This window comes from Rhizobium sp. A37_96, assembly GCF_053521765.1.
The window spans coordinates 264892-288082 of sequence record NZ_JBNWDS010000007.1 but is presented as its reverse complement, the minus strand read 5'-3'; the positions used below and the strand labels follow the sequence as shown (position 1 = coordinate 288082).

Annotated in this window: 22 protein-coding genes and 3 tRNA genes; 13 read left to right on the top strand and 12 right to left on the bottom strand. The window is 60.3% G+C overall.

The genetic code is table 11. The features are described from left to right. Both ACQZ6J_RS20065 and ACQZ6J_RS20060 read right to left on the bottom strand, forming a co-directional pair. A partial coding sequence (locus tag ACQZ6J_RS20065; RefSeq protein WP_449085327.1) for a GTP-binding protein occupies positions 1-408 on the bottom strand: 408 nt, incomplete at its 3' end. 416 nt (positions 409-824) lie between these two features. Next, positions 825-1256, bottom strand: coding sequence for a DUF3597 domain-containing protein (locus tag ACQZ6J_RS20060; RefSeq protein ID WP_449085326.1), 432 nt, complete (start codon positions 1254-1256; stop codon positions 825-827). 272 nt (positions 1257-1528) lie between these two features. On the opposite strand from ACQZ6J_RS20060, the gene ACQZ6J_RS20055 reads away from it, so the two are divergent. Continuing rightward, on the top strand, positions 1529-1957 hold the full coding sequence (locus ACQZ6J_RS20055) for a polyketide cyclase (RefSeq protein WP_449085325.1): 429 nt from the start codon (positions 1529-1531) through the stop codon (positions 1955-1957). Beyond that, positions 1950-2408: a MarR family winged helix-turn-helix transcriptional regulator gene (locus tag ACQZ6J_RS20050; protein ID WP_449085324.1), complete on the top strand. Its 459-nt coding sequence runs from the start codon at positions 1950-1952 to the stop codon at positions 2406-2408. The genes ACQZ6J_RS20055 and ACQZ6J_RS20050 overlap by 8 nt, the downstream gene beginning before the upstream one ends. Before the next feature lie 153 nt (positions 2409-2561). Here the strand turns inward: ACQZ6J_RS20050 and ACQZ6J_RS20045 are convergent. Then, a tRNA-Gly gene (locus tag ACQZ6J_RS20045) sits at positions 2562-2635 on the bottom strand. Between the two features lie 24 nt (positions 2636-2659). Next, positions 2660-2744, bottom strand: a tRNA-Tyr gene (locus ACQZ6J_RS20040). Between the two features lie 199 nt (positions 2745-2943). On the opposite strand from ACQZ6J_RS20040, the gene rlmB reads away from it, so the two are divergent. The 3 genes from rlmB to ACQZ6J_RS20025 all read left to right on the top strand — a co-directional run bounded on the left by rlmB (position 2944) and on the right by ACQZ6J_RS20025 (position 5494). Continuing rightward, the gene (rlmB, locus tag ACQZ6J_RS20035) at positions 2944-3852 is read left to right on the top strand and encodes a 23S rRNA (guanosine(2251)-2'-O)-methyltransferase RlmB (RefSeq protein WP_449085323.1); all 909 of its coding nucleotides are present in this window, start codon (positions 2944-2946) and stop codon (positions 3850-3852) included. Between the two features lie 40 nt (positions 3853-3892). After that, complete coding sequence (locus ACQZ6J_RS20030) at positions 3893-4582, top strand: AprI/Inh family metalloprotease inhibitor (protein ID WP_449085322.1); 690 nt, start codon at positions 3893-3895, stop codon at positions 4580-4582. Between the two features lie 117 nt (positions 4583-4699). After that, positions 4700-5494 carry a class I SAM-dependent methyltransferase gene (locus tag ACQZ6J_RS20025; protein ID WP_449085321.1) on the top strand — a complete coding sequence of 265 codons (795 nt, stop codon included), beginning with the start codon at positions 4700-4702 and terminating at the stop codon, positions 5492-5494. A 16-nt stretch (positions 5495-5510) separates the two neighbouring features. Here ACQZ6J_RS20025 and ACQZ6J_RS20020 read toward each other — a convergent pair whose 3' ends face one another. The 3 genes from ACQZ6J_RS20020 to ACQZ6J_RS20010 all read right to left on the bottom strand — a co-directional run bounded on the left by ACQZ6J_RS20020 (position 5511) and on the right by ACQZ6J_RS20010 (position 6388). After that, on the bottom strand, positions 5511-5804 hold the full coding sequence (locus ACQZ6J_RS20020) for a hypothetical protein (RefSeq protein ID WP_449085320.1): 294 nt from the start codon (positions 5802-5804) through the stop codon (positions 5511-5513). A 105-nt stretch (positions 5805-5909) separates the two neighbouring features. Next, entirely contained in the window at positions 5910-6179 is a 270-nt protein-coding gene (locus tag ACQZ6J_RS20015) for a hypothetical protein (RefSeq protein ID WP_449085319.1), read from the bottom strand. Positions 6180-6312: 133 nt separating this feature from the next. Next, positions 6313-6388, bottom strand: a tRNA-Thr gene (locus ACQZ6J_RS20010). Between the two features lie 157 nt (positions 6389-6545). Here ACQZ6J_RS20010 and ACQZ6J_RS20005 point away from each other — a divergent pair. After that, a complete protein-coding gene (locus tag ACQZ6J_RS20005; RefSeq protein ID WP_449085318.1) occupies positions 6546-7319 on the top strand; it encodes an NAD kinase in 774 nt (257 codons plus the stop codon). Between the two features lie 71 nt (positions 7320-7390). Here the strand turns inward: ACQZ6J_RS20005 and prfB are convergent. The 3 genes from prfB to ACQZ6J_RS19990 form a co-directional block, all read right to left on the bottom strand. Continuing rightward, positions 7391-8522, bottom strand: a protein-coding gene (gene prfB / locus ACQZ6J_RS20000) for a peptide chain release factor 2 (protein ID WP_163986079.1) whose coding sequence is annotated in 2 segments (ribosomal slippage) — positions 7391-8452 and positions 8454-8522 — 1131 coding nt in all. Because the reading frame shifts where the segments join, the coding sequence is not laid out codon by codon here. A 128-nt stretch (positions 8523-8650) separates the two neighbouring features. Continuing rightward, positions 8651-11110 (bottom strand): penicillin-binding protein 1A, encoded by a 2460-nt coding sequence (locus ACQZ6J_RS19995; protein ID WP_163986080.1) that lies wholly within the window; start codon positions 11108-11110, stop codon positions 8651-8653. Positions 11111-11369: 259 nt separating this feature from the next. Continuing rightward, the gene (locus ACQZ6J_RS19990; protein ID WP_449085317.1) at positions 11370-12620 is read right to left on the bottom strand and encodes an N-acetylmuramoyl-L-alanine amidase; all 1251 of its coding nucleotides are present in this window, start codon (positions 12618-12620) and stop codon (positions 11370-11372) included. 644 nt (positions 12621-13264) lie between these two features. Here ACQZ6J_RS19990 and ACQZ6J_RS19985 point away from each other — a divergent pair. Then, the gene (locus tag ACQZ6J_RS19985) at positions 13265-16174 is read left to right on the top strand and encodes an Rne/Rng family ribonuclease (RefSeq protein ID WP_449085316.1); all 2910 of its coding nucleotides are present in this window, start codon (positions 13265-13267) and stop codon (positions 16172-16174) included. A 158-nt stretch (positions 16175-16332) separates the two neighbouring features. Here the strand turns inward: ACQZ6J_RS19985 and ACQZ6J_RS19980 are convergent, their stop codons facing one another. Beyond that, entirely contained in the window at positions 16333-17490 is a 1158-nt protein-coding gene (locus ACQZ6J_RS19980; protein WP_449085315.1) for a pyridoxal phosphate-dependent aminotransferase, read from the bottom strand. 212 nt (positions 17491-17702) lie between these two features. Here ACQZ6J_RS19980 and ACQZ6J_RS19975 point away from each other — a divergent pair, with 212 nt between their 5' ends. The 6 genes from ACQZ6J_RS19975 (at position 17703) to ACQZ6J_RS19950 (ending at position 22568) form a co-directional block, all read left to right on the top strand. Next, the gene (locus tag ACQZ6J_RS19975; RefSeq protein ID WP_163986084.1) at positions 17703-18470 is read left to right on the top strand and encodes a DsbA family protein; all 768 of its coding nucleotides are present in this window, start codon (positions 17703-17705) and stop codon (positions 18468-18470) included. Positions 18471-18676: 206 nt separating this feature from the next. Next, positions 18677-19114, top strand: a complete 438-nt coding sequence (aroQ, locus tag ACQZ6J_RS19970) for a type II 3-dehydroquinate dehydratase (protein WP_163986085.1) — start codon at positions 18677-18679, stop codon at positions 19112-19114. Between the two features lie 24 nt (positions 19115-19138). Then, positions 19139-19612 (top strand): acetyl-CoA carboxylase biotin carboxyl carrier protein, encoded by a 474-nt coding sequence (gene accB, locus ACQZ6J_RS19965; RefSeq protein ID WP_163986086.1) that lies wholly within the window; start codon positions 19139-19141, stop codon positions 19610-19612. Between the two features lie 9 nt (positions 19613-19621). After that, positions 19622-20974, top strand: coding sequence for an acetyl-CoA carboxylase biotin carboxylase subunit (accC, locus tag ACQZ6J_RS19960; RefSeq protein ID WP_449085314.1), 1353 nt, complete (start codon positions 19622-19624; stop codon positions 20972-20974). A 3-nt stretch (positions 20975-20977) separates the two neighbouring features. Beyond that, a complete protein-coding gene (aat, locus tag ACQZ6J_RS19955) occupies positions 20978-21607 on the top strand; it encodes a leucyl/phenylalanyl-tRNA--protein transferase (RefSeq protein WP_449085313.1) in 630 nt (209 codons plus the stop codon). Between the two features lie 421 nt (positions 21608-22028). Further along, the gene (locus ACQZ6J_RS19950) at positions 22029-22568 is read left to right on the top strand and encodes a DUF1062 domain-containing protein (protein ID WP_449085312.1); all 540 of its coding nucleotides are present in this window, start codon (positions 22029-22031) and stop codon (positions 22566-22568) included. Positions 22569-22647: 79 nt separating this feature from the next. On the opposite strand, the gene ACQZ6J_RS19945 is transcribed toward ACQZ6J_RS19950, so the two are convergent. Further along, positions 22648-23088 (bottom strand): DUF2155 domain-containing protein, encoded by a 441-nt coding sequence (locus tag ACQZ6J_RS19945; RefSeq protein ID WP_449085311.1) that lies wholly within the window; start codon positions 23086-23088, stop codon positions 22648-22650. Positions 23089-23191 lie beyond the last annotated feature (103 nt).

Genomic DNA, 23191 nt, shown 5'->3' with positions numbered 1-23191 from the left:
AACCTGGTCGACCTTGTTCAGGAACACAACGATCGCCGGAACGCCAACCTGACGGGCCAGCAGGATGTGCTCGCGCGTCTGCGGCATCGGGCCGTCGGCTGCCGAGCAAACCAGGATCGCGCCGTCCATCTGTGCGGCGCCCGTGATCATGTTCTTCACATAGTCGGCGTGGCCGGGGCAGTCGACGTGCGCGTAGTGACGGTTCGGCGTCTCGTATTCAACGTGGGCCGTCGAGATCGTGATGCCGCGGGCCTTCTCTTCCGGAGCGGCGTCGATCTGGTCGTACGCCTTGAACTCGCCGAAGTACTTCGTGATCGCTGCCGTCAGAGACGTCTTGCCGTGGTCAACGTGCCCAATCGTACCGATGTTAACGTGCGGCTTATTGCGCTCAAACTTACTCTTTGCCATTTGAATGCTTCCTATGAACGTAATGAGTGACCCCGGCGAACCGGTTTAGTGCCGCCGTTTAAGGCTTTCGTCGCGTTTGCGCAAGACTTAATTGCAGGGCCTATAACGGGCGAAGTCCCAGCAAAGACGCGCGATCCGCAGCCTTCGGCATTCATTCGCCGCGTAAGCTTCGCCGGGCGATCCGGAAAAACATAAAAGCGTTTGCCGGTTCAGGCAGTTAGATAGGCACGTTCAGGACGGAATTCCAGATGGCCGACACCGGAGCGCCCCATCTGACGTGCCGTTACAAAACCAAACGCGCCCTCGCCCGTCGGGCAAGAGCGCGAAGCCAGGAAACGGCAGCGATCTCTCATTGCCGTGATCTCTATTCCATCCGCGAGAGTCGGCGCAAGCCGACAGCCGCGGCCGGATCGCTGTCAATCGAGAAGATCGGCCGGCACTTTGCCGCCATTGTCCGCGAGCTTCTTCAACAGCGCCTTGTGAAGGAAGATGTTCATCTTGGCTGAATCTCCGGCATCGCCGGTATAGCCGAGCTCCTGCGCCAGTTCCTTGCGCTCGGAAAGGCTCGCATCCATGCCGAGCGCCTTCATCAGGTCGACGATGGAATGTTTCCAATCCAGCTTCTGGCCGTTCTTCTTGACCGCAGCATCCAGGATCGCTGCGATGTCGACCGGTGCAGCAGGCGCGCTGGTTGCCGGAGACGTTGCTGCGGTGGTCGATGAAGGAGCCGGCGTCGGCACAGGTGCCGGATTCGCGGTTGCCGCCGTGCTCTGCGTCGGTGCGGGAACAGCCTCGGCAGCCTTTGCCTCGCCCCAGATTGCACCCTTGATCTTGTCGAAGATACCCATTTGCGCTCTCCCGTTTCGGTTGTTCGAACAATATCTATCGCTCGCGCCGATATAAGCAACCCTTCATGTCAAATAGTGCTGACGAAGATGAAGCCCCGCTTTTGCGAGATTGCAGGCCGCAGCTCAAACGCGGGCCGACCTCCTGAGGCCGGCAAACTCCGCATTTTCCGGCCGAGGCCTGGCAAGAGAATCCTCCTGCAATATAGTCCGTTGACAGATAGTCTGTGCGCAGATCAAATAACCGATCGAAAGAGATGGATGGAGCGAAGACCATGTGGACCAATGAATACACTGCCGTTTCTCCCCTTTCGGCCCAGGCAATATGGGCCGCCCTTAAAGCGCTGCACGAAGGTCGCCTCACCTACGAGGGCGCCGATACATTCGTGCTGCACGGGCCCTTTGCCAAGGGCTCCAGGGTCTCGGTAACACCCGTCGGACAGTGCACGTTTGAAGCGACCATCGTCGACGTTGTCGACAACGTGACCTATGCCGACGAGACCTCGTTCGGCGATACGAAGCTGTTGTTCCGGCACACGCTGGTGCCCGTCGCGGATGGTACGCAAGTGACCCATCGGCTCGAGATTTCCGGCCCTTCCGCCGCCGAAGTCGGACCGGAGCTCGGACCGCAGATCAGCGGCGATTTCGATACCTCGATGGCCAGATTGTTCGAGCAGGCGCGGGAGCTGGCAAACCTTGACTGAAGAACAGGAGCTCAACACCCGCTTCAAGGGCGGCCCTTCGGAGAGTCCAGGATTGTTGCTGTGGCGAACCACCATGCGCTGGCAGCGCGTCATGACGGCGGCTTTGGCTCCGCTGGATCTTACCCATGTACAGTTCGTGCTGCTGGCCTCGGCCATGTGGCTCGGCCGCAATGGCCAGCCCCCCAATCAGGTGCAGCTCGCCGCTCAGGCCGGCACCGAGGTAAAGATGACGTCGGACGTCGTTGCCCGGCTCGAGGCAAAAGGGTTGATTGCGCGGGAGACGGCCCCTCACGATTCGCGGGCCAAAGTGATACGCGTTACCGCGTCCGGAGCTGCGGCGGCACAACGCGCCATCATGGCGGTCGAAGCCGCCGACGCGGAATTTTTCGAGCCGGTGGACGAGGCGCAGCTCGTCGAGCTGCTACGGCAGCTTGCCGGCGAGATCCGCTAAGATCAATGGAATGGCGCCAGCCACCACCTTACAACCATTCGGGATATGCTTCCCGGCGGCGGGCGTCTTGTCATCCATAGCGTGCTTCGCAGATTCCAGCGAAGCATCGGTCAAGACAAGCAGGCCTGTTCAAGCTATCAGGTATGGGAAACATGGAGCGGGTAGCGGGAATCGAACCCGCGTATTCAGCTTGGAAGGCTGCTGCTCTACCATTGAGCTATACCCGCGGGTGGTCAAGATCCGGCACGGAATGGTGGAGGGAGTTGGATTTGAACCAACGTAGGCTGAGCCAACGGATTTACAGTCCGTCCCCTTTAACCACTCGGGCATCCCTCCAGTATTCCGACTGGATCTTGCGACCAAGCTTGCTAGACGTTGGCGTCGCCGCCGTCGTCTGCGCCGCGTATATGACCGGACGATTTCCGTCTGTCAACACAAGGAATTGCCAAAAATGACGAAAAAATTTCAGCCTGTGGGAAAAGCCCGGTATGGAAAGAGGACTATGCGCTCGGGAAGGCGCTGGTTATAAAGCCGCATGAGCAAAGATAAATCATCGGGCCGCCAGGGCCAGGGCAGCAGCGCCGACGACACGTCGGCGAAGGACACTCATTACGCGACGCTACGGCGCGCGCATCGCGATGCCAAGCGCGAGCGCGGCGAAATCCCGACGCCGGTGCCGCAGAAGCGCAAGCGGCAAGGCGCTGACGACTGGAAGCCACCGGCGCTCGCGCCCGACCAGGTCTATCTCTACGGCCTGCACACGGTTCGCGCCGCCCTCGGCAACCCCGAGCGCAAGAACATCAAGCTTTCGACGACCCAGAATGCGCTGGTGCGGCTGGAGATCGGCCCGGTCGACGCGCTCGGCATCCCGGTCGAGATCGTTTCGCCGCAGGATATCGACAAGGTGCTGGGTCCCGAAGCGATCCACCAGGGCGTCATGCTGGAAACACGTCCCCTGCCCATGCGCCGCCTCGAGGCCTTGAAGAACAGCCCGCTGCTGCTGGTTCTCGATCAGGTGACGGATCCGCACAATGTCGGCGCCATCATGCGCTCGGCCGTTGCTTTCGACGCAGGTGCCGTCATCACCACGCAGCGCCACAGCCCGACCGAATCAGGCGTGCTGGCCAAATCCGCCTCCGGCGCGCTCGAGCTCATACCTTATATACAGATCACCAATCTTGCGGACGCGCTCAGCGAACTGCATCGACTCGGCTTCACGACGATCGGGCTTGATTCGGAAGGGCCGGCACCGCTGGAAGGCACCTTCAGCGGCGACAAGATCGCCCTTGTGCTCGGCTCCGAGGGCAAGGGGTTGCGGCAGAAGACGCGGGAAACGGTGAATGCACTGGCGCGGCTCGACATGCCGGGCGCCATCAAATCGCTGAATGTCTCGAACGCAGCCGCGATCGCGCTATATGCAACGCGATCCTATCTCAAATCATAGCAGCGTCATCGGCCGCTGCGGCATGTTGGGAGAATTTGCTTTGATCCGTGTTCTCGGCCCAGCGGCAGTTTCCGCCGCCCTCGCTTTCTCATTGGCTCAGCCGGCCCGTGCCGCCGACGACGAACTGGTGCAGGCGCAGGCCGGCGTGTGGCTGGTCGCCCCCGAAAGCGGCGCCAAAGGTTGCCGCATCACCTTCGGGACGAATGTCGTTTCCGGCGGTTATGAAATCACTGGTGCGGATTCCTGCGCAACGCCCCTGCCCGCCCTCTCCAAGGCCAGCGCCTGGAACTTCACCGACGATGGCTCGCTCGCCATCGCCGATGCCGAGGGCAAGCCGCTCATGCGGTTCCAGCAGGAGGAAGGCTCCCCGTGGGAGAGCGAAGCAGGCGACCCCACATGGCTGCTGCCGGCGGTCGGCGACGTCGATCATGTGCCGACCGTCGCGAGCCTTGCCGGCGCGTGGCGTATCCAGCAGCCTGACGGCAAGCCTGTCTGCGATGTCACGCTGACCACCGACAAGGATCAGGACGGCACCGCCAAGATGTCAACGGGCGGAGACTGCGCCGCTGAAATCGGCGAACTCAAGCTTTCACTCTGGGCGGCCGAAGGTTTCGGCCTGGTGATGCTGGGCAATGACGGCTCCTCGCTTTCCTTCGACATGAAGCCCGACGGCAGCTTCCAGAAATCCGAGGAAGAGGAAGGCGAGCCGCTTCTGCTGGTACGCAAATAGAGCCGCGGGAGCGCATCGAAGCACGCTGCGGCTTGACCTATCGAAAATGTGACTATGTTTCCAGAAACCGGCATGAGGCCGGCAGAAGTGTCACATGACCGAATAGGTGCGGCGCGCATGGTATTATCGAATATCCGAAAGTTCATTTTCCACGATCTTCGTAGCGTGGAGGGGTATATCGATCCACCGGACGCTCTCGTTTTTCTTTCACTCCTCGACTGCCAGAGGCAACACAACCTTAACGGTGGCATAGCCGAAATCGGCATTTACTTCGGGCGGTCCTATTTTCTACTGAAAAAGATCGCCGGCCCCGACGAAGATGTTCTCGGCATCGATCTCTTCGACATCGGCAACCTGTCTCACGGTATTTCGGACCAGTACCGCCTGTTCCTCGAACACGGAAATCGGCTTGGCCTGCCCGTCGACGAGGAGATGCTGCTCGTTGGCGACAGCACGACTTTGGCGGCGCAGGAGATTACCGACAAGATCGGCGCTGTGCGTTTCTTCAGCGTAGACGGCGGCCACAGCCTGACCACACTGACCAACGACAGCCATCTGGCAAGGGACACCATCGCCGATCACGGCGTCATCGTCTTCGACGATACGTTCAATCCGGCATGGCCGGAAGTGACGGTCGGCGTGGCGGACTTCCTCCGCGACAACGACGACGCCTTTTCCACCTTCTGCATGACCAAATACAAAACCTATGTCTGCCGGCGCGAATTTCACGATTTCTACCGTGCGGCGATAGAGCAAGCGCCGGACCTGGGCGCATTTGACCTGGCCGAGACGCATTTTCTGGGCTGCGATGCGGTGCGCGTCCACAATCCCTTCAGCCGCCGTCTTCTCTACGAGCTGATGACCCGCTCCGGCATGGGAGCAATTTCCGAGCGCGCCTATCGGTGCCACTAGATCGGGCTGACAATGCTCATTGCACTGTCACCGGCGCGGGCTGCCAGGCAGACTGTCGCCAAAGCGATCTTTCCGTGACCGGACATCCGTCCTGCAGCTTGGACCATGAAGTGACATTGAGGTTCATCTCGCATTGCGCGAGATAGCTTTTGCCGCCTACGGTCATGCAGGCGACCTCGCCGACTGCATGCTGCTTTCCATCCGTATTCTTGCAGTAGCAATTCTCACCGGCCAGCGCCGGCACGCTTGCAATCACCGCGATCACGACAAGCGGCAATCCCAAGACGACATGCCTCGATATTTCGTGCATGACCATATCCTCACCCGCCATTGACGCATGAAGTCTATGCCTATTTCAGACATTGTAAATGTGCCTGTATTTCCGCGCATAACCGACAGGGACGCGAAGGCGGGCTCAGTGAACGGCGGGATCCTCGTCGTCGAAGAACGACCGGATACCGTCACGCGCGACGGTCGCCAGGAATTCGTCAAAGGCTTCGCGGTCGGTCCCGAAGGGCTCTTCCCATTCGATCAGATCCTCCTCCGGCGTGATGACCTCCATCCGCCAATCGGCATTGGTGCCGGCGGGACGAAAGATATCCACGAGGACGGTCACATCGTCATCGGTGAATTCACCCGAGAGTTCGGAGTGTTCCAGCTTAGGCTTCTTGGGCTTATTGGGCATATTTTTCCAAGCATACGATATGGTACTGGTGGCTGCCACGAGCGTTCCGATCTCGTGCGCAACCACATATTATCTCGCCGCCACCGGTTTTCCATACCGGAGATGCGATGATGACCAATTTCCAAGGAAAATCTGGTGCCCCCGCCAGGGTTCGAACCCGGGACCCCCTGATTACAAATCAGGTGCTCTACCAACTGAGCTACAAGGGCGTATGCGCATGCCAAGTAACAGATTTTGAAATCCTGTAAAGGGAAAATCGGTCGGTCGGCGTCAAAGCTGGGGATCGGCGATTCACCAGTTCCAGCAAAACGCCTTGTCGCGAGAAGGGAATAACATTACCTAGAATCGCCATTCAAAGGACGTTGCATGTCACGCAATCTTCAATCCGTTTGTTTTCTCGCCTCCACCGCACCGGAAGCCCAGGCGGCCCGGGAAGACCTGATCCGTCTTTACGGCCAGACGTCGCAGGAGGAAGCGGATGTCGTCGTGGCGCTTGGCGGCGACGGTTTCATGCTTCAGACACTGCACAATACGATGAACTCAGGCAAATGCGTCTATGGCATGAACCGGGGTTCCATCGGCTTCCTGATGAACGACTATCGCACGGATTGCCTGGCCGAACGCATCGAAATGGCAGTCGAGAACGCATTCCATCCGTTGCAGATGAATACGCATAATGACGATGGCAGCACGTCGAGCGCTCTTGCCATCAACGAGGTCTCCCTGTTCCGCCAATCCTATCAGGCGGCAAAGCTGAAGGTCGAAATCGACGGCCATGTCCGGCTGCCCGAGCTGATCTGCGATGGCCTGATGGTGACGACGCCGGCCGGCTCCACCGCCTATAATCTCTCCGCGCACGGCCCCATTCTCCCTCTCGAAGCGCCGCTGCTGGCCATGACGCCCGTCAGCGCCTTCCGCCCGCGCCGCTGGCGTGGTGCGTTGCTGCCCAACAGGGTATCGATCGATATCAGCGTGCTCGAGCCGGAAAAGCGGCCGGTCAACGCGGTTGCCGACAATGCCGAGGTCAAGTCCGTGCTCCGTGTCCGGATTGCCCAGACAGAAGACACCACCGCGCGCATTCTGTCCGATCCGGACCGCTCATGGTCGGAACGGATATTGGCCGAACAGTTCGCCGATTGAAGCAGTGCCGTGAAGACATAAAAAAAGCCCCGTTCCCGGGGCTTTTATCGTCAATTTGAGTGGATCCAGCCTTATTCGACGTCATCCACGACGGCATCGGCGGCGCCGCTGATGCGATGTGCAAGAGCCGCTTCCATGAATTCGTTGAGATCACCGTCCAGAACGTCGCTAGGCGCCGTGCTGGCGACGCCGGTGCGCAGGTCCTTGACGAGCTGGTAGGGCTGCAGGACATAGGACCGGATCTGGTGACCCCAGCCGATATCCGTCTTCGAAGCAGCCTCGGCATTGGCAGCCTCTTCCCGCTTCATCAACTCCGCCTCGTACATGCGGGCACGCAGCATGTCCCAGGCCTTGGCACGGTTCTTGTGCTGCGAGCGCTCCTGCTGGCACTGCACGACGATACCGGTCGGGATATGCGTGATGCGCACAGCCGAATCGGTCGTGTTGACGTGCTGGCCGCCGGCGCCGGACGAACGATAGGTGTCGATGCGGCAGTCGCTTTCGTTGATATCGATCTGGATCGAATCGTCGACGACCGGGTAGACCCAGATCGATGAGAAAGACGTATGGCGACGCGCATTGCTGTCATAGGGCGAGATGCGAACGAGACGATGAACGCCCGATTCGGTTTTCAGCCAGCCATAGGCATTGTGGCCCTTGACCAGAAGCGTTGCCGACTTGATGCCGGCTTCTTCGCCGTCATGAACTTCGAGCAGCTCCACCTTGAAGCGCTGGCGTTCGGCCCAGCGGGTATACATGCGCAGCAGCATGTTCGCCCAATCCTGGCTCTCGGTGCCGCCCGCACCCGAATGGACTTCCACATAGGTATCGTTCGAATCGGCCTCGCCGGAGAGCATGGCCTCCACCTGCCGGCGGGCCGCTTCCGTCTTCAGGCCCTTGAGGGCCTCTTCCGCCTCGCGGACGACATCCGCGTCGCCCTCTTCCTCGCCAAGCTCGATCAGCTCGACATTGTCGGCAAGCTGACGCTCCAGCGCGCGAACGCCGCTGATGCCATCGTCGAGCTGCTGGCGCTCGCGCATCAGCTTCTGCGCTTCGGAAGCATCGTTCCAGAGGGTCGGATCCTCTGACTTGTTATTCAACCAGTCCAGTCGTCTTACCGCCTGATCCCAGTCAAAGATGCCTCCTCAGCAGGGTGATAGCCTGCTTGGTTTCATCGACTATTTTCTCGATTTCGGCTCTCATGATCCTGTTTCTTCATTTCACCGCTCAAGACGAGCGATTATCCAATTCAAAAAGAGTGCTGGTGACATAATTATACATGCCGCGGCTGTAAAGCCCCGCGGCATGCCGATCGGACAAATAGGGTCGGGTCAGAAGAGCCCGCCGGATCCCGAAGTGACGGCCTGGTTCGCCTGCGGCGACGTTCTCAGGATTTCCTCCGGCGGGGCCTGGGTGGCATCGCCGCCGCCGATGACCTGCAGGCTCGTGGCAGGGCCGGTGCCTGGCTTGAAGGCTTCCATGATGGCGCTCGGATCGCCCGGTTGCGCCGCCATGCCCGTGGCGCGATTGACCGCAATCATCGTCATTCCGGCCGGAACCTGGAATTTCTCGGGTGCCTCGTCCTTGGTGGCTGCCTGCATGAACTCGTTGAAGATCGGCGCAGCGAGAGCGCCGCCCGTGCCGCCCCTGCCCAGCGTGGCCGGGGTGTCGTAGCCGATATAGAGGCCGGCAACGAGGCTTGGCGTGAAGCCTACGAACCAGGAATCCTTTTCATCGTTGGTCGTACCGGTCTTGCCGGCGACATCCGTGTTGAGCTTGATCTTGCCGGCGGCCGTGCCGCGGATGACGACGCCCTGCATCATCGACGTGACCTGATAGGCCGTCATCGGATCGAGCACCTGCTCGCGATTGTCGGCGATGACCGGTTCATCCTGATTCTGCCAGGCGCTGACATTGCAGCTGTCGCAGACGCGTTCCTCGTGTTTGAAGATGGTCTTGCCGTAGCGGTCCTGAATGCGGTCGATCAGCGTCGGCTTGATCTGCTTGCCGCCGTTGGCGATCACCGAGTAGGCCGACACCATGCGCAGCACGGTCGTTTCGCCGGCACCCAGCGACATGGCGAGCACGGGGTTCATGTGGTCGTAGATGCCGAAACGCTCGGCATATTCGGCAACCAGCGGCATGCCCATATCCGCCGCCAGACGAACCGTCATCAGGTTGCGCGAGTGCTCGATGGCGAAGCGCAGCGTATGGACGCCGCCGCCCTCGCCTTCGTAGTTCGTCGGCTTCCACACATCGCCGTTGCTGAGCGTGATCTGCAGCGGATCGTCCAGAATGACCGAGGCCGGCGTATAGCCGTTGTCCATCGCAGCCGCGTAGACGAAGGGCTTGAACGAGGAACCCGGCTGACGCTTGGCCTGCGTTGCGCGATTGAACTCGGACTGGGAATAGGAGAAGCCGCCGACCATGGCGAGCACGCGGCCGGTATGCGGATCCATGGCGACCAGGCCGCCCTGCACCTTCGGCGGCTGACGCAGGCGATAGCTGCTCGAATCGGCAGCACCGGTCTTCTGCACGTAGATCACGTCGCCCGGGTTCAAGACCCCGCTCGGCGATTTTGCCGACTTGCCGCCGGCCGAACGGAAAGCCCAGCGCATGTCGGCCGCGGCGATCGTGCCGCGCGTGCGCTCCGTCGAAACCTTGCCGGCAGCATCAACGCTCGGCTGCACTCCGATGTCGACGGCCTGATCCGATACGGAAAGGACGACGGCGACCTGCCATTCCGGCACGTCGCTCAGCGCGGGAACCTTGGCGAGCTCGGCACCCCAATCCTGCGAGGTCGCGATCTGCTTGATGGGACCGCGATAGCCACGACGCTCGTCATAATCGACCAGACCGTCCTGCAGCGCCTTGCGTGCCTCGAGCTGCATCTGCGGGTCAAGCGAGGTGCGGACGGAAAGACCGCCCTCATAGAGGGTCTTCTCGCCATATTGGTCGATCAGCTGGCGGCGAACTTCCTCGGCGAAATAGTCTGAGGCGAACAGCGAGGGGCCGCTCTTCGGCGGTACGACGCCGAGCGGCTGCTTCTTCGCCTCTTCGCCGTCGCTCGGGCTGACATAGCCATTCTCCACCATGCGATCGATCACCCAGTTACGGCGGGTGAGCGCTGCTTCGGCGCGACGGAACGGATTGTAGTTGGCAGGCCCTTTGGGAAGCGAGGCCAGATAGGCCGATTCGGCAATGGTCAATTCGTTGACCGACTTGTCGAAATAGGTGAGCGCCGCGCCGGCGATACCGTAGGAATTAAGGCCGAAATAGATTTCGTTCAGGTAAAGCTCGAGGATCTTGTCCTTGCTATAGGCCTGCTCGATGCGGAAGGACAGAATCGCTTCCTTGATCTTGCGGTCGAAGGTCTGGTCGGCGGACAGAAGGAAGTTTTTGGCGACCTGCTGCGTGATGGTGGACGCACCGACGAAGCGGCGGCCGGAGCCGATGTTCTGCAGGTTTACCGCCACCGCGCGGATGAGGCCGCCGACGTCGACGCCGGGATGATTGTAGAAATTCTTGTCTTCAGCCGAAAGGAACGCTGCCTTGACGCGATCGGGGATCGCCTGGATCGGCACGAAAAGCCGGTTCTCCCGCGAATATTCCTTCATCAGCGCGCCGTTGCCGGCGTGAATGCGCGTCGTCACCGGCGGAGCGTACTTCGCCAGGACCTCGTAATCGGGAAGCTCCTTCGAGACCACGCTCAGATAGATGGCAGCTGCAGCCGCTGCACCCAGAAACAGGAGGCAGCCCAGCCCAAAGAAATATCCAATCAGTCTGATCATGTGATACTACCGGTGCTTGTTCTTCATGAGGCACGCGTGCGAGATCATCGCACAACCACGGGCGTTTTGCACGCTCGCGGCGTGAATGCAATACGGCATCGAGACAAAGCCGTGTGTCGCTCGCGAGCGAATGATACTTCGCTGTAAAGGCGGGAATGTGAGCAAAATAGGGCTTGCCTCCGGTATTCCCAGTTTCATTCGGTTCTAATGTTCCGCGCTGTTACATGGAAGCCACGACCGGCCGGCACACCTGCCGGTGCTAACCGCCATTTGCGACGATCGCCACGCGATACTGCTTCACGGCCTCCGTCAGCCGGTCGGCCACCTTCTGCCGCCAGTCCGCGTCGAGCAGAAGCTTTTCATCCTCCTTGTTGGAGAGAAAGCCCAGTTCGAGCAGGATCGAGGGGACATCCGGCGCCTGCAAGACCTGGAAACCTGCATGGCGATGCGGATTGTTGATCATGGAAATCTGGCCGTTGAACGAGGACAAGACATCCTGCGCCAGCGAAATGGAGAACGCCTGCGTCTCGCGGCGGGTCAGATCCATCAGGATGTCGGTGACAGCGGCAGGCTGTGTCTGGGCCTCCGCCCCGGCGATCCGATCGGAGTTGTTTTCGCGGTCGGCCACCTCCCCGGCAAGCCGGTCCGAAGCCTTGTCCGAGATCGTATAGACGGTCGCGCCGCGAATGTCCTTCTGCTTGAGCGTGTCGGCATGCAGCGAGATGAAGAGCGAGGCATGATTCTGCCGGGCTATCGTCACGCGCTCCGACAGGGAGAGATACTGGTCCTTGTCGCGCGTCAGAAAGGCCTTGATGCCGGGCTGGGCGTTCAGCTTGTCGGCGAAGAGCTTGGCGAAGGCGAGCGTAATATCCTTCTCTTGCGTGACGCCGTCGCTGCCGGTCGCGCCCGCGTCGATGCCGCCGTGACCGGCATCGACGGCGACGAGGAACGTATTCGGGTCGGCCTTCTGCGTCGGCTCGACGGGCCCGACATCCTTGGCGGTATCCTCGCCGGTCCAGCTCTGCTTCTTCACGAGATCGGCGAATTGCTCGGCCGGCAGCATCTCGGCATCGAGCACTAGGCGCTGGCCTTTACCGCTTTCATCCGCCTGCACCTTGGCCACGACCAGCTTCACCGGCTTCTTCGCCGTCAGCACGATACGAGCGCTGTCCGCATCCATCGCACCAAACCGGATATCCTTGAAAAGGCCGGTCGGCTTGAGATCCGTGGCCGGGAAACCGAATGCCGTCGCCGGAAGATCGACGACGATGCGGACGGGATTGTCGAGATAATGAACCGTGAAGGCGGGCTCGCGATCCATGTCGATGACGATGCGCGTTCGGGCGTCGTCGCCGGCGATGCGCGCTCCGTAGGCAAGCAAGGGGTCGGCCGCAGCAGCGACGGGTGCAAATGCCGAGGCTGCCAGAAGAATCACCAGGGCGAAGGCCGCTGCCGCAAATCGCAAAGCCCTCACGCAAATCTCCGCCACATGCCGCAATCCCTTTACCAAGTATCCAACGCGCCCCATATTGGTTTCGACGTTGCTTTTGAAGTCCCAATAGCGGGAACCAGGTTTGACGTGATGGCCACACCCGATGATGCGCCGGAGGGCGAATCGACGAGACACCCTCCCGTGTTCTCATCAACGGACGAATCCATCAATATTATGGCATACTTGGCTTTTCCCTTGCTATTGTGACAGATAAAACATACAACGCATATTAGGGTAGAAGTGTTGACGGGATAGAGTCGTCGCAAAGGCAGCCGCCTTCGAGTACCAGGCGCCAAAAAGCGGCATTCATCCGCCGTCTGCAGTGCTTCTGCTCCGAACAGTGGATATCTGAATTTCCGGTTTCAGACGGGAAGTTCATCGGTGGAGAGCCACCAAACGCTCTTTAGAGAGCACATTCATCGGGCCCATTTGTGGGTCTAAGGCATAGTTGATCTCGCTTGGTTACGGATGCTACCGCAGCAGCTTTTTGAGAGAGTGAACAGACCCCAGGGAAATGATGCCCCGGCTGCCGTCTGGATACTGTCATCGCCGAACCAATCGCGACTTTCATTATCCGGTGCAGCAAAGGCGGAGCATGTCCCGCTTGTCCCTGTGACAAGCAGGCCTCCGTCCGGTTGTCTGCGCCGAGGAGCACAGCTTTCATGGCAGACAAAATGCTTATCGATGCGTCTCACGAGGAAGAGACGCGCGTCGTTGTCGTTCGCGGGAACCGCATAGAAGAATTTGACTTCGAGTCGCAGCACAAGAAGCAAATCCGCGGCAACATCTATCTTGCAAAAGTAACGAGGGTCGAGCCCTCGCTTCAGGCTGCTTTCGTTGACTACGGCGGCAACCGGCACGGCTTCCTGGCCTTCGCCGAAATTCATCCCGACTATTACCAGATCCCCCTTGCCGATCGTCAGGCGCTGCTGAAGGCCGAAGCCGAAGAGCATCGGCACGAAGACGATGTCGAGCATGTCGAAACGGCGCTCGATCTTTCCCAGCAGGAACAGCCGGATATCGGCATCGTCCCCAAGGCGAGCGGCGAAACCGAAGCGCCTGCCGCGACCGCTGAAGATGCTTCCGCCGCCGAGGCAGCGGCACCTGCCGAGGAAGCGGCCCCTGCCAAGAAGGCCAAGCCCCGCCGCAGCCGCAAGAAGGTTGCTGCCGAAGCCCCCGCCGAGGAAACGCCTGCTCCGGAAGCAACCGCTGCCGTCGATGCGCCGAGCGAAGATGAGGAAGGTCCATCGGGCGAAATGGCCGCGATGGTGGAGACCGATTCGATATCCGAGGACGTCACCGTTTCCAAGCGCCGCCACGATGACGACGACGATGATGATCATGATCATGAAGAGGAAGTGATCGAATCCGTCGGCGCCGAAGACGCGATGGAAGAGGTTCCGGACCGCGTGCAGCGCAAGCCGCGCAAGCAGTATCGCATCCAGGAAGTCATCAAGCGCCGGCAGATCCTGCTGGTGCAGGTGGCCAAGGAAGAGCGCGGCAACAAGGGCGCGGCGCTGACCACCTATCTCTCGCTCGCAGGCCGTTACTCGGTTCTGATGCCGAATACGGCTCGCGGCGGCGGCATCTCCCGCAAGATCACCAATCCGCAGGATCGCAAGCGCCTGAAGGAAATCGCCAAGATGCTCGAAGTGCCGCAAGGCATGGGCGTCATCCTGCGTACCGCCGGCGCCAACCGCACCAAGGTCGAAGTCAAGCGCGACTTCGAGTATCTGATGCGCCTGTGGGAAAACGTCCGCACGCTGACGCTGTCATCGACCGCTCCTTGCCTGGTCTATGAAGAAGGCAGCCTGATCAAGCGCTCGATCCGCGACCTCTACAACAAGGATATCAGCGAGATCATCGTTGCCGGCGAAGAAGGCTATCGTGAAGCCAAGGACTTCATGAAGATGCTGATGCCGAGCCACGCCAAGGTGGTTCAGCCCTATCGCGACATTCACCCGATCTTCTCCCGCTCCGGCATCGAGGCCCAGCTCGACCGCATGCTGCAGCCGCAGGTAACCCTGCGTTCGGGCGGCTACCTGATCATGAACCAGACGGAAGCCCTGGTCTCGATCGACGTCAACTCCGGCCGCTCGACCCGCGAGCATTCGATCGAGGACACCGCGCTCCAGACCAATCTGGAAGCAGCCGAGGAAATCGCTCGCCAGCTGCGCCTGCGCGACCTTGCCGGCCTGATCGTCATCGACTTCATCGACATGGAAGAGAAGCGCAACAACCGCGCTGTCGAAAAGAAGCTGAAGGAATGCCTGAAGAACGATCGCGCCCGCATCCAGGTCGGCCGCATCTCGCATTTCGGCCTTCTGGAAATGTCGCGCCAGCGCATCCGCGCATCGGTTCTCGAAAGCACGACGCAGATCTGCTCGCATTGCGGCGGAACCGGCCATGTGCGCTCCCAGTCCTCCGTCGCGCTGCATGTCCTGCGCGGCATCGAGGAATACCTGCTGAAGAACACGACGCATGACATCACCGTGCGCACGACGCCTGACATTGCGCTCTATCTGCTCAATCACAAGCGCCAGACGATCATCGACTACGAAAGCCGCTTCGGCGTTGCGATCGTCATCGATGCCGACAACGCTGTCGGCACGCAGCATTTCGCGATCGACCGCGGCGAACCCGTCGCCAATCCGGTGAAGATCGAAAGCCTGTTCAACTTCGCAGCCATCCCCGAGGACGATGACGACGATATCGTCATCGAGGCCGAGGAGGATGAAGACGAAGAGCTGGAAGAGAAGGCAACGAGCGTCGAACAGCAACCCTCTGCCCGCTCCGAAAACAATGACGGCAACCGCAAGCGCAAGCGCCGTCGTCGGCGTCGCGGCCGCGGCAATGATGGCCATGCGGCCTCGGTTTCCGGCGATGCTTCCGCGGACGATGCCGCAGAGGATGCGGACGGGGATGAAGGCGACGACGATGAAGCCGATGCCGGCGTAGAAAACGCCGCATCCGCCGGAAGCGACGATGACGCACAGCAGAAGCGCAAGCGCCGCCGTCGCGGCAAGCGTGGTGGCCGTCGCAATCGTGAAAACGAAGGTAACGAGCAGACCGCGGGTGATGACGAAGGCTCGGACGAAGCGCTCGAGACCGTTGCATCCGGTGAAGGCGAAGAAGAAGCAAGCGTATCCGTAGTGGAAATTGCGATTGCCGAAGGCGAAGCCGCCGTCGAGGGGCAGCCTGCCATGGCCGCCGTCGAGACCGCAGCGGTTGTCACCGAAGACGTGAAGCCCGCCAAGGGCCGCAGTCGCCGGAAGGCAAAGGCTGTCGAGGCATCGCCAGTGGAAACGCCGATTGTCGAAGAAGCGCCCGCGGCAGATGTCGAAACCGAAGTGGTTGCCGAAATCACCGAAGCTTTGGACACAACGGCTGAGCCGGCAGCGTCCGACGCAGCGGACGATGCGGCCAAGCCGGCACGCGCCAACCGCGAATCCAACGTTTCCTCCTCCGCTCCGGTCGTAACGTCGACACGCACCAATGAAGGTGGGGACGGTGACGGAGAACCGACCAAGCCGAAGAAGGCCGGCTGGTGGCAACGCCGCGGCTTCTTTTGAGAAGACTGATTTAGAATGAATTTTTAAAATCCGGCCGTGGCGACACGGCCGGATTTTTTATTGCCGTAAGTGTTGATTTGCCGCTCGCACATCGGCGCACGACTTCGCGACTTGCGAAAACACATTCGCAAGTCCGTGCAAGCCATTGTTCCCGGATTCTATTTCAGCCAGGCAGCCATGCGTTCGGTGGCTTCCTCGATCTCGGCATTGGAACCGGCATAGGAGATGCGCATGGCGCGATGCCCCTCCACCGGATCGAAATCGAGGCCGGGCGTGGCGGCCACATTGATTTCCGCCAGCATCTTGCGTGCGAAGGCCATGCTGTCGTTGGTGAAGCGGCTGACATCCACATAAGCATAGAAGGCGCCGTCCATCGGCGAGGCGATGCGGAAGCCGATTTCCGGCAGTCGGCGCATGAGAAAATCGCGGTTGCGTCCATAGCTTTCGCGATAGATATCGAGTTCGGCACCCGCGCCGAGCGCAGCCTCGGCGGCAATCTGCGACAGTTCCGGCGCGGAAATGTAGAGGCTCTGCGCCACACGCTCGATTGGACGGACCAGCCGCTCCGGCAAGACCATCCACCCGATGCGCCAGCCGGTCATGCAGTAATATTTCGAGAAGGAGTTGATGACGATCGCCTCGTCCGTCAGCTCCAGCGCGCTCGTCTCCTCGCCGACGAAGGTCAGTCCGTGATAGATTTCATCGGAGATGAAGGCAATCGAACGATCGGCGCAGTAGTCGGCAAGCGCCTTCAATGCCGCCCTGCCCGTCACCGTTCCGGTCGGATTGGCCGGGCTTGCCAGCAGCACGCCCTTCAGGCGCTTGCCGCTCGCCGCCTGTGCCGCCTCGAGGCTCTCGGGCGTGAGCGTAAACTGCGTTTCCTCGGTGACCGGCACTTCGACGGCATCGAGGCCGAGGGCGGCAAGGATATTGCGATAGGCCGGATAGCCCGGCCGCGCGATGGCGACGCTGTCGCCCGCATCGAACAATGTCAGAAAGGCAAGATTGAAACCGGCCGACGAGCCGGTGGTAATGGCAATGCGTTTCGGATCAATGACCAAGCCATGGCGTGCCCGATAGTGCTGGGAAAGCGCCTGCCGCAGGGCCAGCGTGCCGAGCGCATCCGTATAGCCGATGCGCCCATGACCGAGGGCCGCCCGCGCGGCCTCCAGTGCCGCCTGGGGCGCCGGATGGGACGGCTGCCCCACCGCCATGGAAATGACCGGGTGTCCGGCCTGACGGCGCAGCGTCGCCTCGGCCAGCACATCCATCGCATGGAAGGGTTCGACATCGCTGCGTTTGGATAGGGAAAACAAGGTCAATTCTCTCCTGGGTCGGATCGGCATGCGACATTTGCCGCAATATGGGCTCGTTCACAATCCTGCGATTGAGGCTTTGTCGTGAAAATTCCTGTTTCTGGAATTAAGGACGCACCGTAAATTGTCGATCGATATTTGCGGATGTTAACCCGACGATGTTATGCCGCATCCGAAAGCGGCGTCTCCGCCCAGATCCAAACGAGGACCCAATGACCTTTTCTCTCAAAAGCCTGCTGACGGTTTCGGCGATTGCCCTGACAGCGTCATTCGCCATAATCCAGCCAGCTGCCGCGCTGGACGACCAGCAGAAGAAGGAAATCGGGGATTTCATCAAGGAATATCTCGTCGAGCATCCGGAAGTGCTGCTGGATGCACAGGCCGCGCTCGAAAAGAAGCAGGACGAAGCCCGAATTAGCCAGTCGGCCCAGGTAATCAGCCAGAACAAGGACGAGATCTTCAGCTCCAAGGACGATGTGGCCATCGGCAATCCGAAGGGCAATATCACCGTCGTCGAGTTCTTCGACTACAACTGCACCTATTGCCGGCATGCCCTCGGCGACATGGACACGCTGCTGAAGCAGGACAAGGACGTGCGTTTCGTCCTGAAGGAGTTCCCGATCCTCGGTCCGGATTCGGTTGCGGCTTCCCGTGTTTCCAACGCCTTCCGCCAGCTCGCGCCTGAAAAATACGAACAGTTCCATCGCAAGCTGCTGGGCAGCGACGGCCGGGCGTCGGAAGACAGCGCCATCGAGGTCGCGACATCGCTCGGCGTCAGCGAAGCGGCCATCCGCGCGGAAATGGCAAAGAGCCCGAATACCGCAACGATCAAGGCAACCTACCAGCTTGCGTCCGATCTCAATGTCACCGGCACACCCGCCTACGTGATCGGCAACGAAATGATCTCCGGCGCCATCGGCCTCGATGCCATCAAGGAGAAGATCGCCAACGTCCGCAGCTGCGGCAAGACCACCTGCTGATCGGCGCCACGGGCCGGCTTGGCCAGGGGAAACCGATCGCTTGCTCTGATTTTGACAGAGCTTTGAAACGCGCCGCGTTATCGCGCGGCGCAAAAATGCCAAAATCGTGGCGTTTCCACACCTAGAGACATGCAACCTTCGCTCCGGGGCTTTTCTACAGGGCCTCGGGAGTCTATAGGTTGCGCTGTACTTTGACGGAACATCTGATGGCGCAAACGATTTTTGTCCTGAACGGACCCAATTTGAATGCCCTGGGCAAGCGCGAGCCGGGCATCTATGGCGGCAAGACGCTCAAGGATATCGAAGCAGACTGCAAGTCCGCAGGTGAAAGCCTGGGCTTCGTCGTCGATTTCCGGCAGAGCAATCATGAAGGCGTGCTGGTCGACTGGATGCACGAAGCTGGCGACAAGGCTGCCGGCGTCGCGATCAATCCCGGAGCCTATGGTCACACATCGATCGCGCTGCATGACGCGATCCGCGCCATCACCGTTCCCGTCGTGGAAGTGCATATATCGAACATCCACGCACGCGAGGAATTCCGGCACAAATCGATGATCGCGCCTGCCGCAAAGGGCGTGATCTGCGGTTTTGGGCCTTATAGCTACATCCTGGCGCTTCATGCGCTGAAATCCATCACCCAATAACAAAAATACAGGGCAAGAAATCCAATGGCTGAAAAGAAATCGGGTATCGACCAGGCGCTGATTCGCGATCTCGCCAACATTCTCAACGACACGGATCTGACCGAGATCGAAGTCGAACAGGAAGATCTGCGCATCCGCGTGTCGCGTGCCGGCACACCCCAATATGTGCAGGCGCCGATCGCCGCTCCGGCCGGTTACGCCGTTCCGGCAGCTGCCGCCGCCGCTCCTGCTGCCGCAGCACCCGCCGGCAAGACCCGCAATCCTGACCACGTCATCAGCGCACCGATGGTCGGAACCGTCTATCTGGCGCCGGCGCCGGGTTCGGCTGCCTTCATTCAGGTCGGCTCGGTCGTCAAGGAAGGCCAGACACTGCTGATCATCGAAGCAATGAAAACGATGAACCAGATCCCTGCGCCGAAGTCCGGCACCGTAACAGAAATCCTCGTTCAGGATGGACGCCCGGTCGAATACGGCGAAGCCCTGGTCGTCGTCGAGTAGGCCGGCCCCATGCCCATGATTTCGAAGATTCTCATAGCCAATCGCGGAGAGATCGCCCTGCGGGTGCTGCGCGCCTGCAAAGAGCTCGGCATCGCGACCGTTGCGGTCCATTCGACCGCCGATGGCGACGCTATGCATGTGCGCCTGGCGGATGAAAGCGTTTGCATCGGCCCGCCGCCGTCGCGCGACAGCTATCTCAATATCCACCAGATCGTTGCCGCCTGTGAGATCACCGGCGCCGACGCCGTGCATCCCGGCTATGGTTTCCTGTCGGAGAATGCCAAGTTCGCCGATATCCTCGAAGCGCATGGCATCACCTTCATTGGCCCCACGGCGGAACACATCCGTATCATGGGCGACAAGATCACCGCCAAGACCACCGCGCAGCAGCTCGGCATTCCGGTCGTTCCGGGTTCCGACGGCGAGGTGAAGACCGAGGCGGAGGCGCTGAAGACGGCGCGCGAGATCGGCTATCCGGTTCTCATAAAGGCGACCGCCGGCGGCGGCGGCCGCGGCATGAAGGTCGCTCGCACCGAGGAAGACCTGATCGAGGCATGGTCGACGGCACGCACGGAGGCTGCAGCCGCCTTCGGCAACGAATCCGTCTACATGGAAAAGTATCTGGGCAAGCCGCGCCACATCGAGATCCAGGTGTTCGGCGACGGCGAAGGCAATGCGATCCATCTCGGCGAACGCGACTGCTCGCTGCAGCGCCGTCACCAGAAAGTCTGGGAAGAGGCCAATTCTCCGGCACTCAATGTCGAGCAGCGCATGAAGATCGGCAAGATCTGCGCGGACGCCATGATGAAGCTGAAGTATCGCGGCGCCGGCACCATCGAGTTCCTCTATGAGAACGGCGAGTTCTATTTCATCGAAATGAACACCCGCCTGCAGGTGGAGCATCCGGTGACGGAAGCCATCACCGGTATCGATCTTGTGCACGAGCAGATCCGCGTCGCTTCCGGAGGCGGCCTCTCCGTGACGCAGGACGAAGTGCATTTCCATGGCCACGCCATCGAGTGCCGCATCAACGCCGAAGACCCGCGCACCTTCGTCCCCTCGCCGGGCACGATCACGCATTTCCATGCGCCCGGCGGCCTCGGCGTGCGCATCGATTCCGGCGCCTATCAGGGCTACAAGATCCCTCCATACTACGACAGCCTGATCGGCAAGCTGATCGTGCATGGACGCACCCGCGTCGAATGCATGATGCGTCTGCGCCGCGCGCTCGACGAATTCGTGGTGGACGGTATCAAGACCACTCTGCCGCTCTTCCAGGATCTGGTTTCCAATCAGGATATCGCCAACGGCGATTACGATATCCATTGGCTGGAAAACTACCTGGCGAAGACATCGGCCTAGCCTGTGCCAGGAGCGCGCGGCAGACATCCCGGCGTTACCCCGGAGATTTTGCTGCGCGCCTATTCCATCGGGCTTTTTCCGATGGCGGAATCGGCTGACGACCCGGAGATATTCTGGGTCGAGCCGGAATTGCGGGGCATCATCCCTCTCGATACGTTTCACGTCTCCAAGAGCCTCGCCAAGAAAATCCGCCAGGATCCTTTCGACATCCGCTTCGATAGCGATTTCGAGGCTGTTATCGCGGCTTGCGCCGAACAGACGAGCGGTCGCCCGAGCACCTGGATCAACGATACGATCCGCTCCCTCTATTCCGTCCTGCATCATATCGGCCATGCCCATTCGGTTGAGGCCTGGGAAGGCGACCGGCTGGTGGGCGGCCTCTACGGCGTTTCGCTGGGGTCTGCCTTCTTCGGCGAAAGCATGTTTTCCCGCCGCACGGATGCCTCCAAGATCTGCCTCGTCTATCTGGTCGAGCGCCTGCGGGAGCGCGGCTTCACCCTGCTCGACACGCAATTCACCACGGAACACCTGAAGACATTCGGCGCCATCGACGTGCCGAAAGACGCCTATGCCACGATGCTGGAAAAGGCGATGGAATCCCCCAATCTGGGCTTCTCCGACGAGAGACACTGAGAACCCGGCCACTATCAAGTTCAGGGCACTTCAAACTCTGATTGCAACCTGCTATCGCTAAACGTGAAGAGCGTTGGTGCATAGAGGTTCCACTTTGCCGTCGTAAATACCGGTCTCATTTAAATCACCCAATGCATCGGGGCGGCGCACCGCCGTCCGATGCGTATTCGTGTCCATCGGGTGATGGCCTGAGACCGGTTTGGCATTGTCACAACGCGCCCAGCGCAGCCATTGCTGTCTCAGCTCTTCAGCCGTCCCGCAACATCGCCATGCCGCGCCCTGACGGGCTTGTCTCACCGCCAGTCTGGTGGACTTCCAGACGGAAGACCAAGACGGTATGTGCAATATTCTTCAGGTCCGTTGGACCATTTCGCCCCGAACGGCGCCTCAGCCATGGATTGCCTGCAGCGGCTGCGGATGTTTGAAACCCTTCAGATCGAGCGGCAAGATCCGGCTCAACGCCAATGGCAAGAGGCTCGATGCCTGGCTCGTCTACAAATGCGTCGATTGCGACAAGACCTGGAACCGAGCGCTTTTCGAGCGGAAGGTGGTTCACGATATCTCTCCCTACACCCTGGAGGCGCTGCAACACAGCGACCCGCATTGGGTACGCGCTCGGGAATTCGATCTCGACGGATTGAAGCGGAAAGTCAGGCGCGTTGACGAAATATCCGATGTATTCATTCGGAAAAGGGTAACGCGGGAAGCGCGCGACTGGACAATACTGGAGATAGAAATAGTCGCCGAACTCTCCACGAGCCTGCGCCTTGACCGGTTGCTGTCTTCGGAGCTGGCCATCTCGCGTTCGAGGCTGCAAGCTCTCAGCAAAGGCGGTCAATTGAAAGCCGAGCCGGACCGCAGCAATTTTCTGCGTCACAGGCTCCAGGACGGAATGAGGATTGCCCTCGACCTGTCGGAGATCTCCGATCGCCAGGCGATCGGACGTGCCGCCGCCGATTGAGAAAGATTCTAAAAATTCAGCCCGCAGGAGCCAGGCTTCTGCGGGCGGTACGGTTCAACAGCGGAAATCCAGAAACCGATTATTTTGCGCCGGCAGTATCGGGGGGCGGAACGTCGGACTTCTGTTTGCACTCTTTCAACCAGACGTCATAGATCGGGTGCTCGACAGCATTGAGACCGGGGCTGTCGGCAAACATCCAGCCGGTGAAGATGCGCCGAATACGGCGATCAAGAGTGATTTCGTCCACCTCGACAAAACCATCCACCTTCTGCTGCTCGGTATCGTCTCGCGAATAGCAGGCGCGCGGCGTCACCTGCAACGCTCCGAACTGCACGGTTTCGTTCACATAGACATCGAAAGTCGTGATGCGGCCGGTGATCTTGTCCAGGCCGGAGAAAACGGCGACCGGATTGGCGATGCGGGCCGCCTCGGCGGAAGGCGCGGACATGATGCCGGCCAGGAGAGCAATGCCTGCTCCCGATAATACACGCAAAGAAGCGCTCCGCGTGGAAAACGTCATATCCGCCAATCTCCGCTTGGTCTCGGTCAAGGCGCCGAGCAAAAGCCGGCATATGTCGCGCCTAAAGGCCAATTGTGGCCAAAGGACGAGCCGGCCCTTCAGC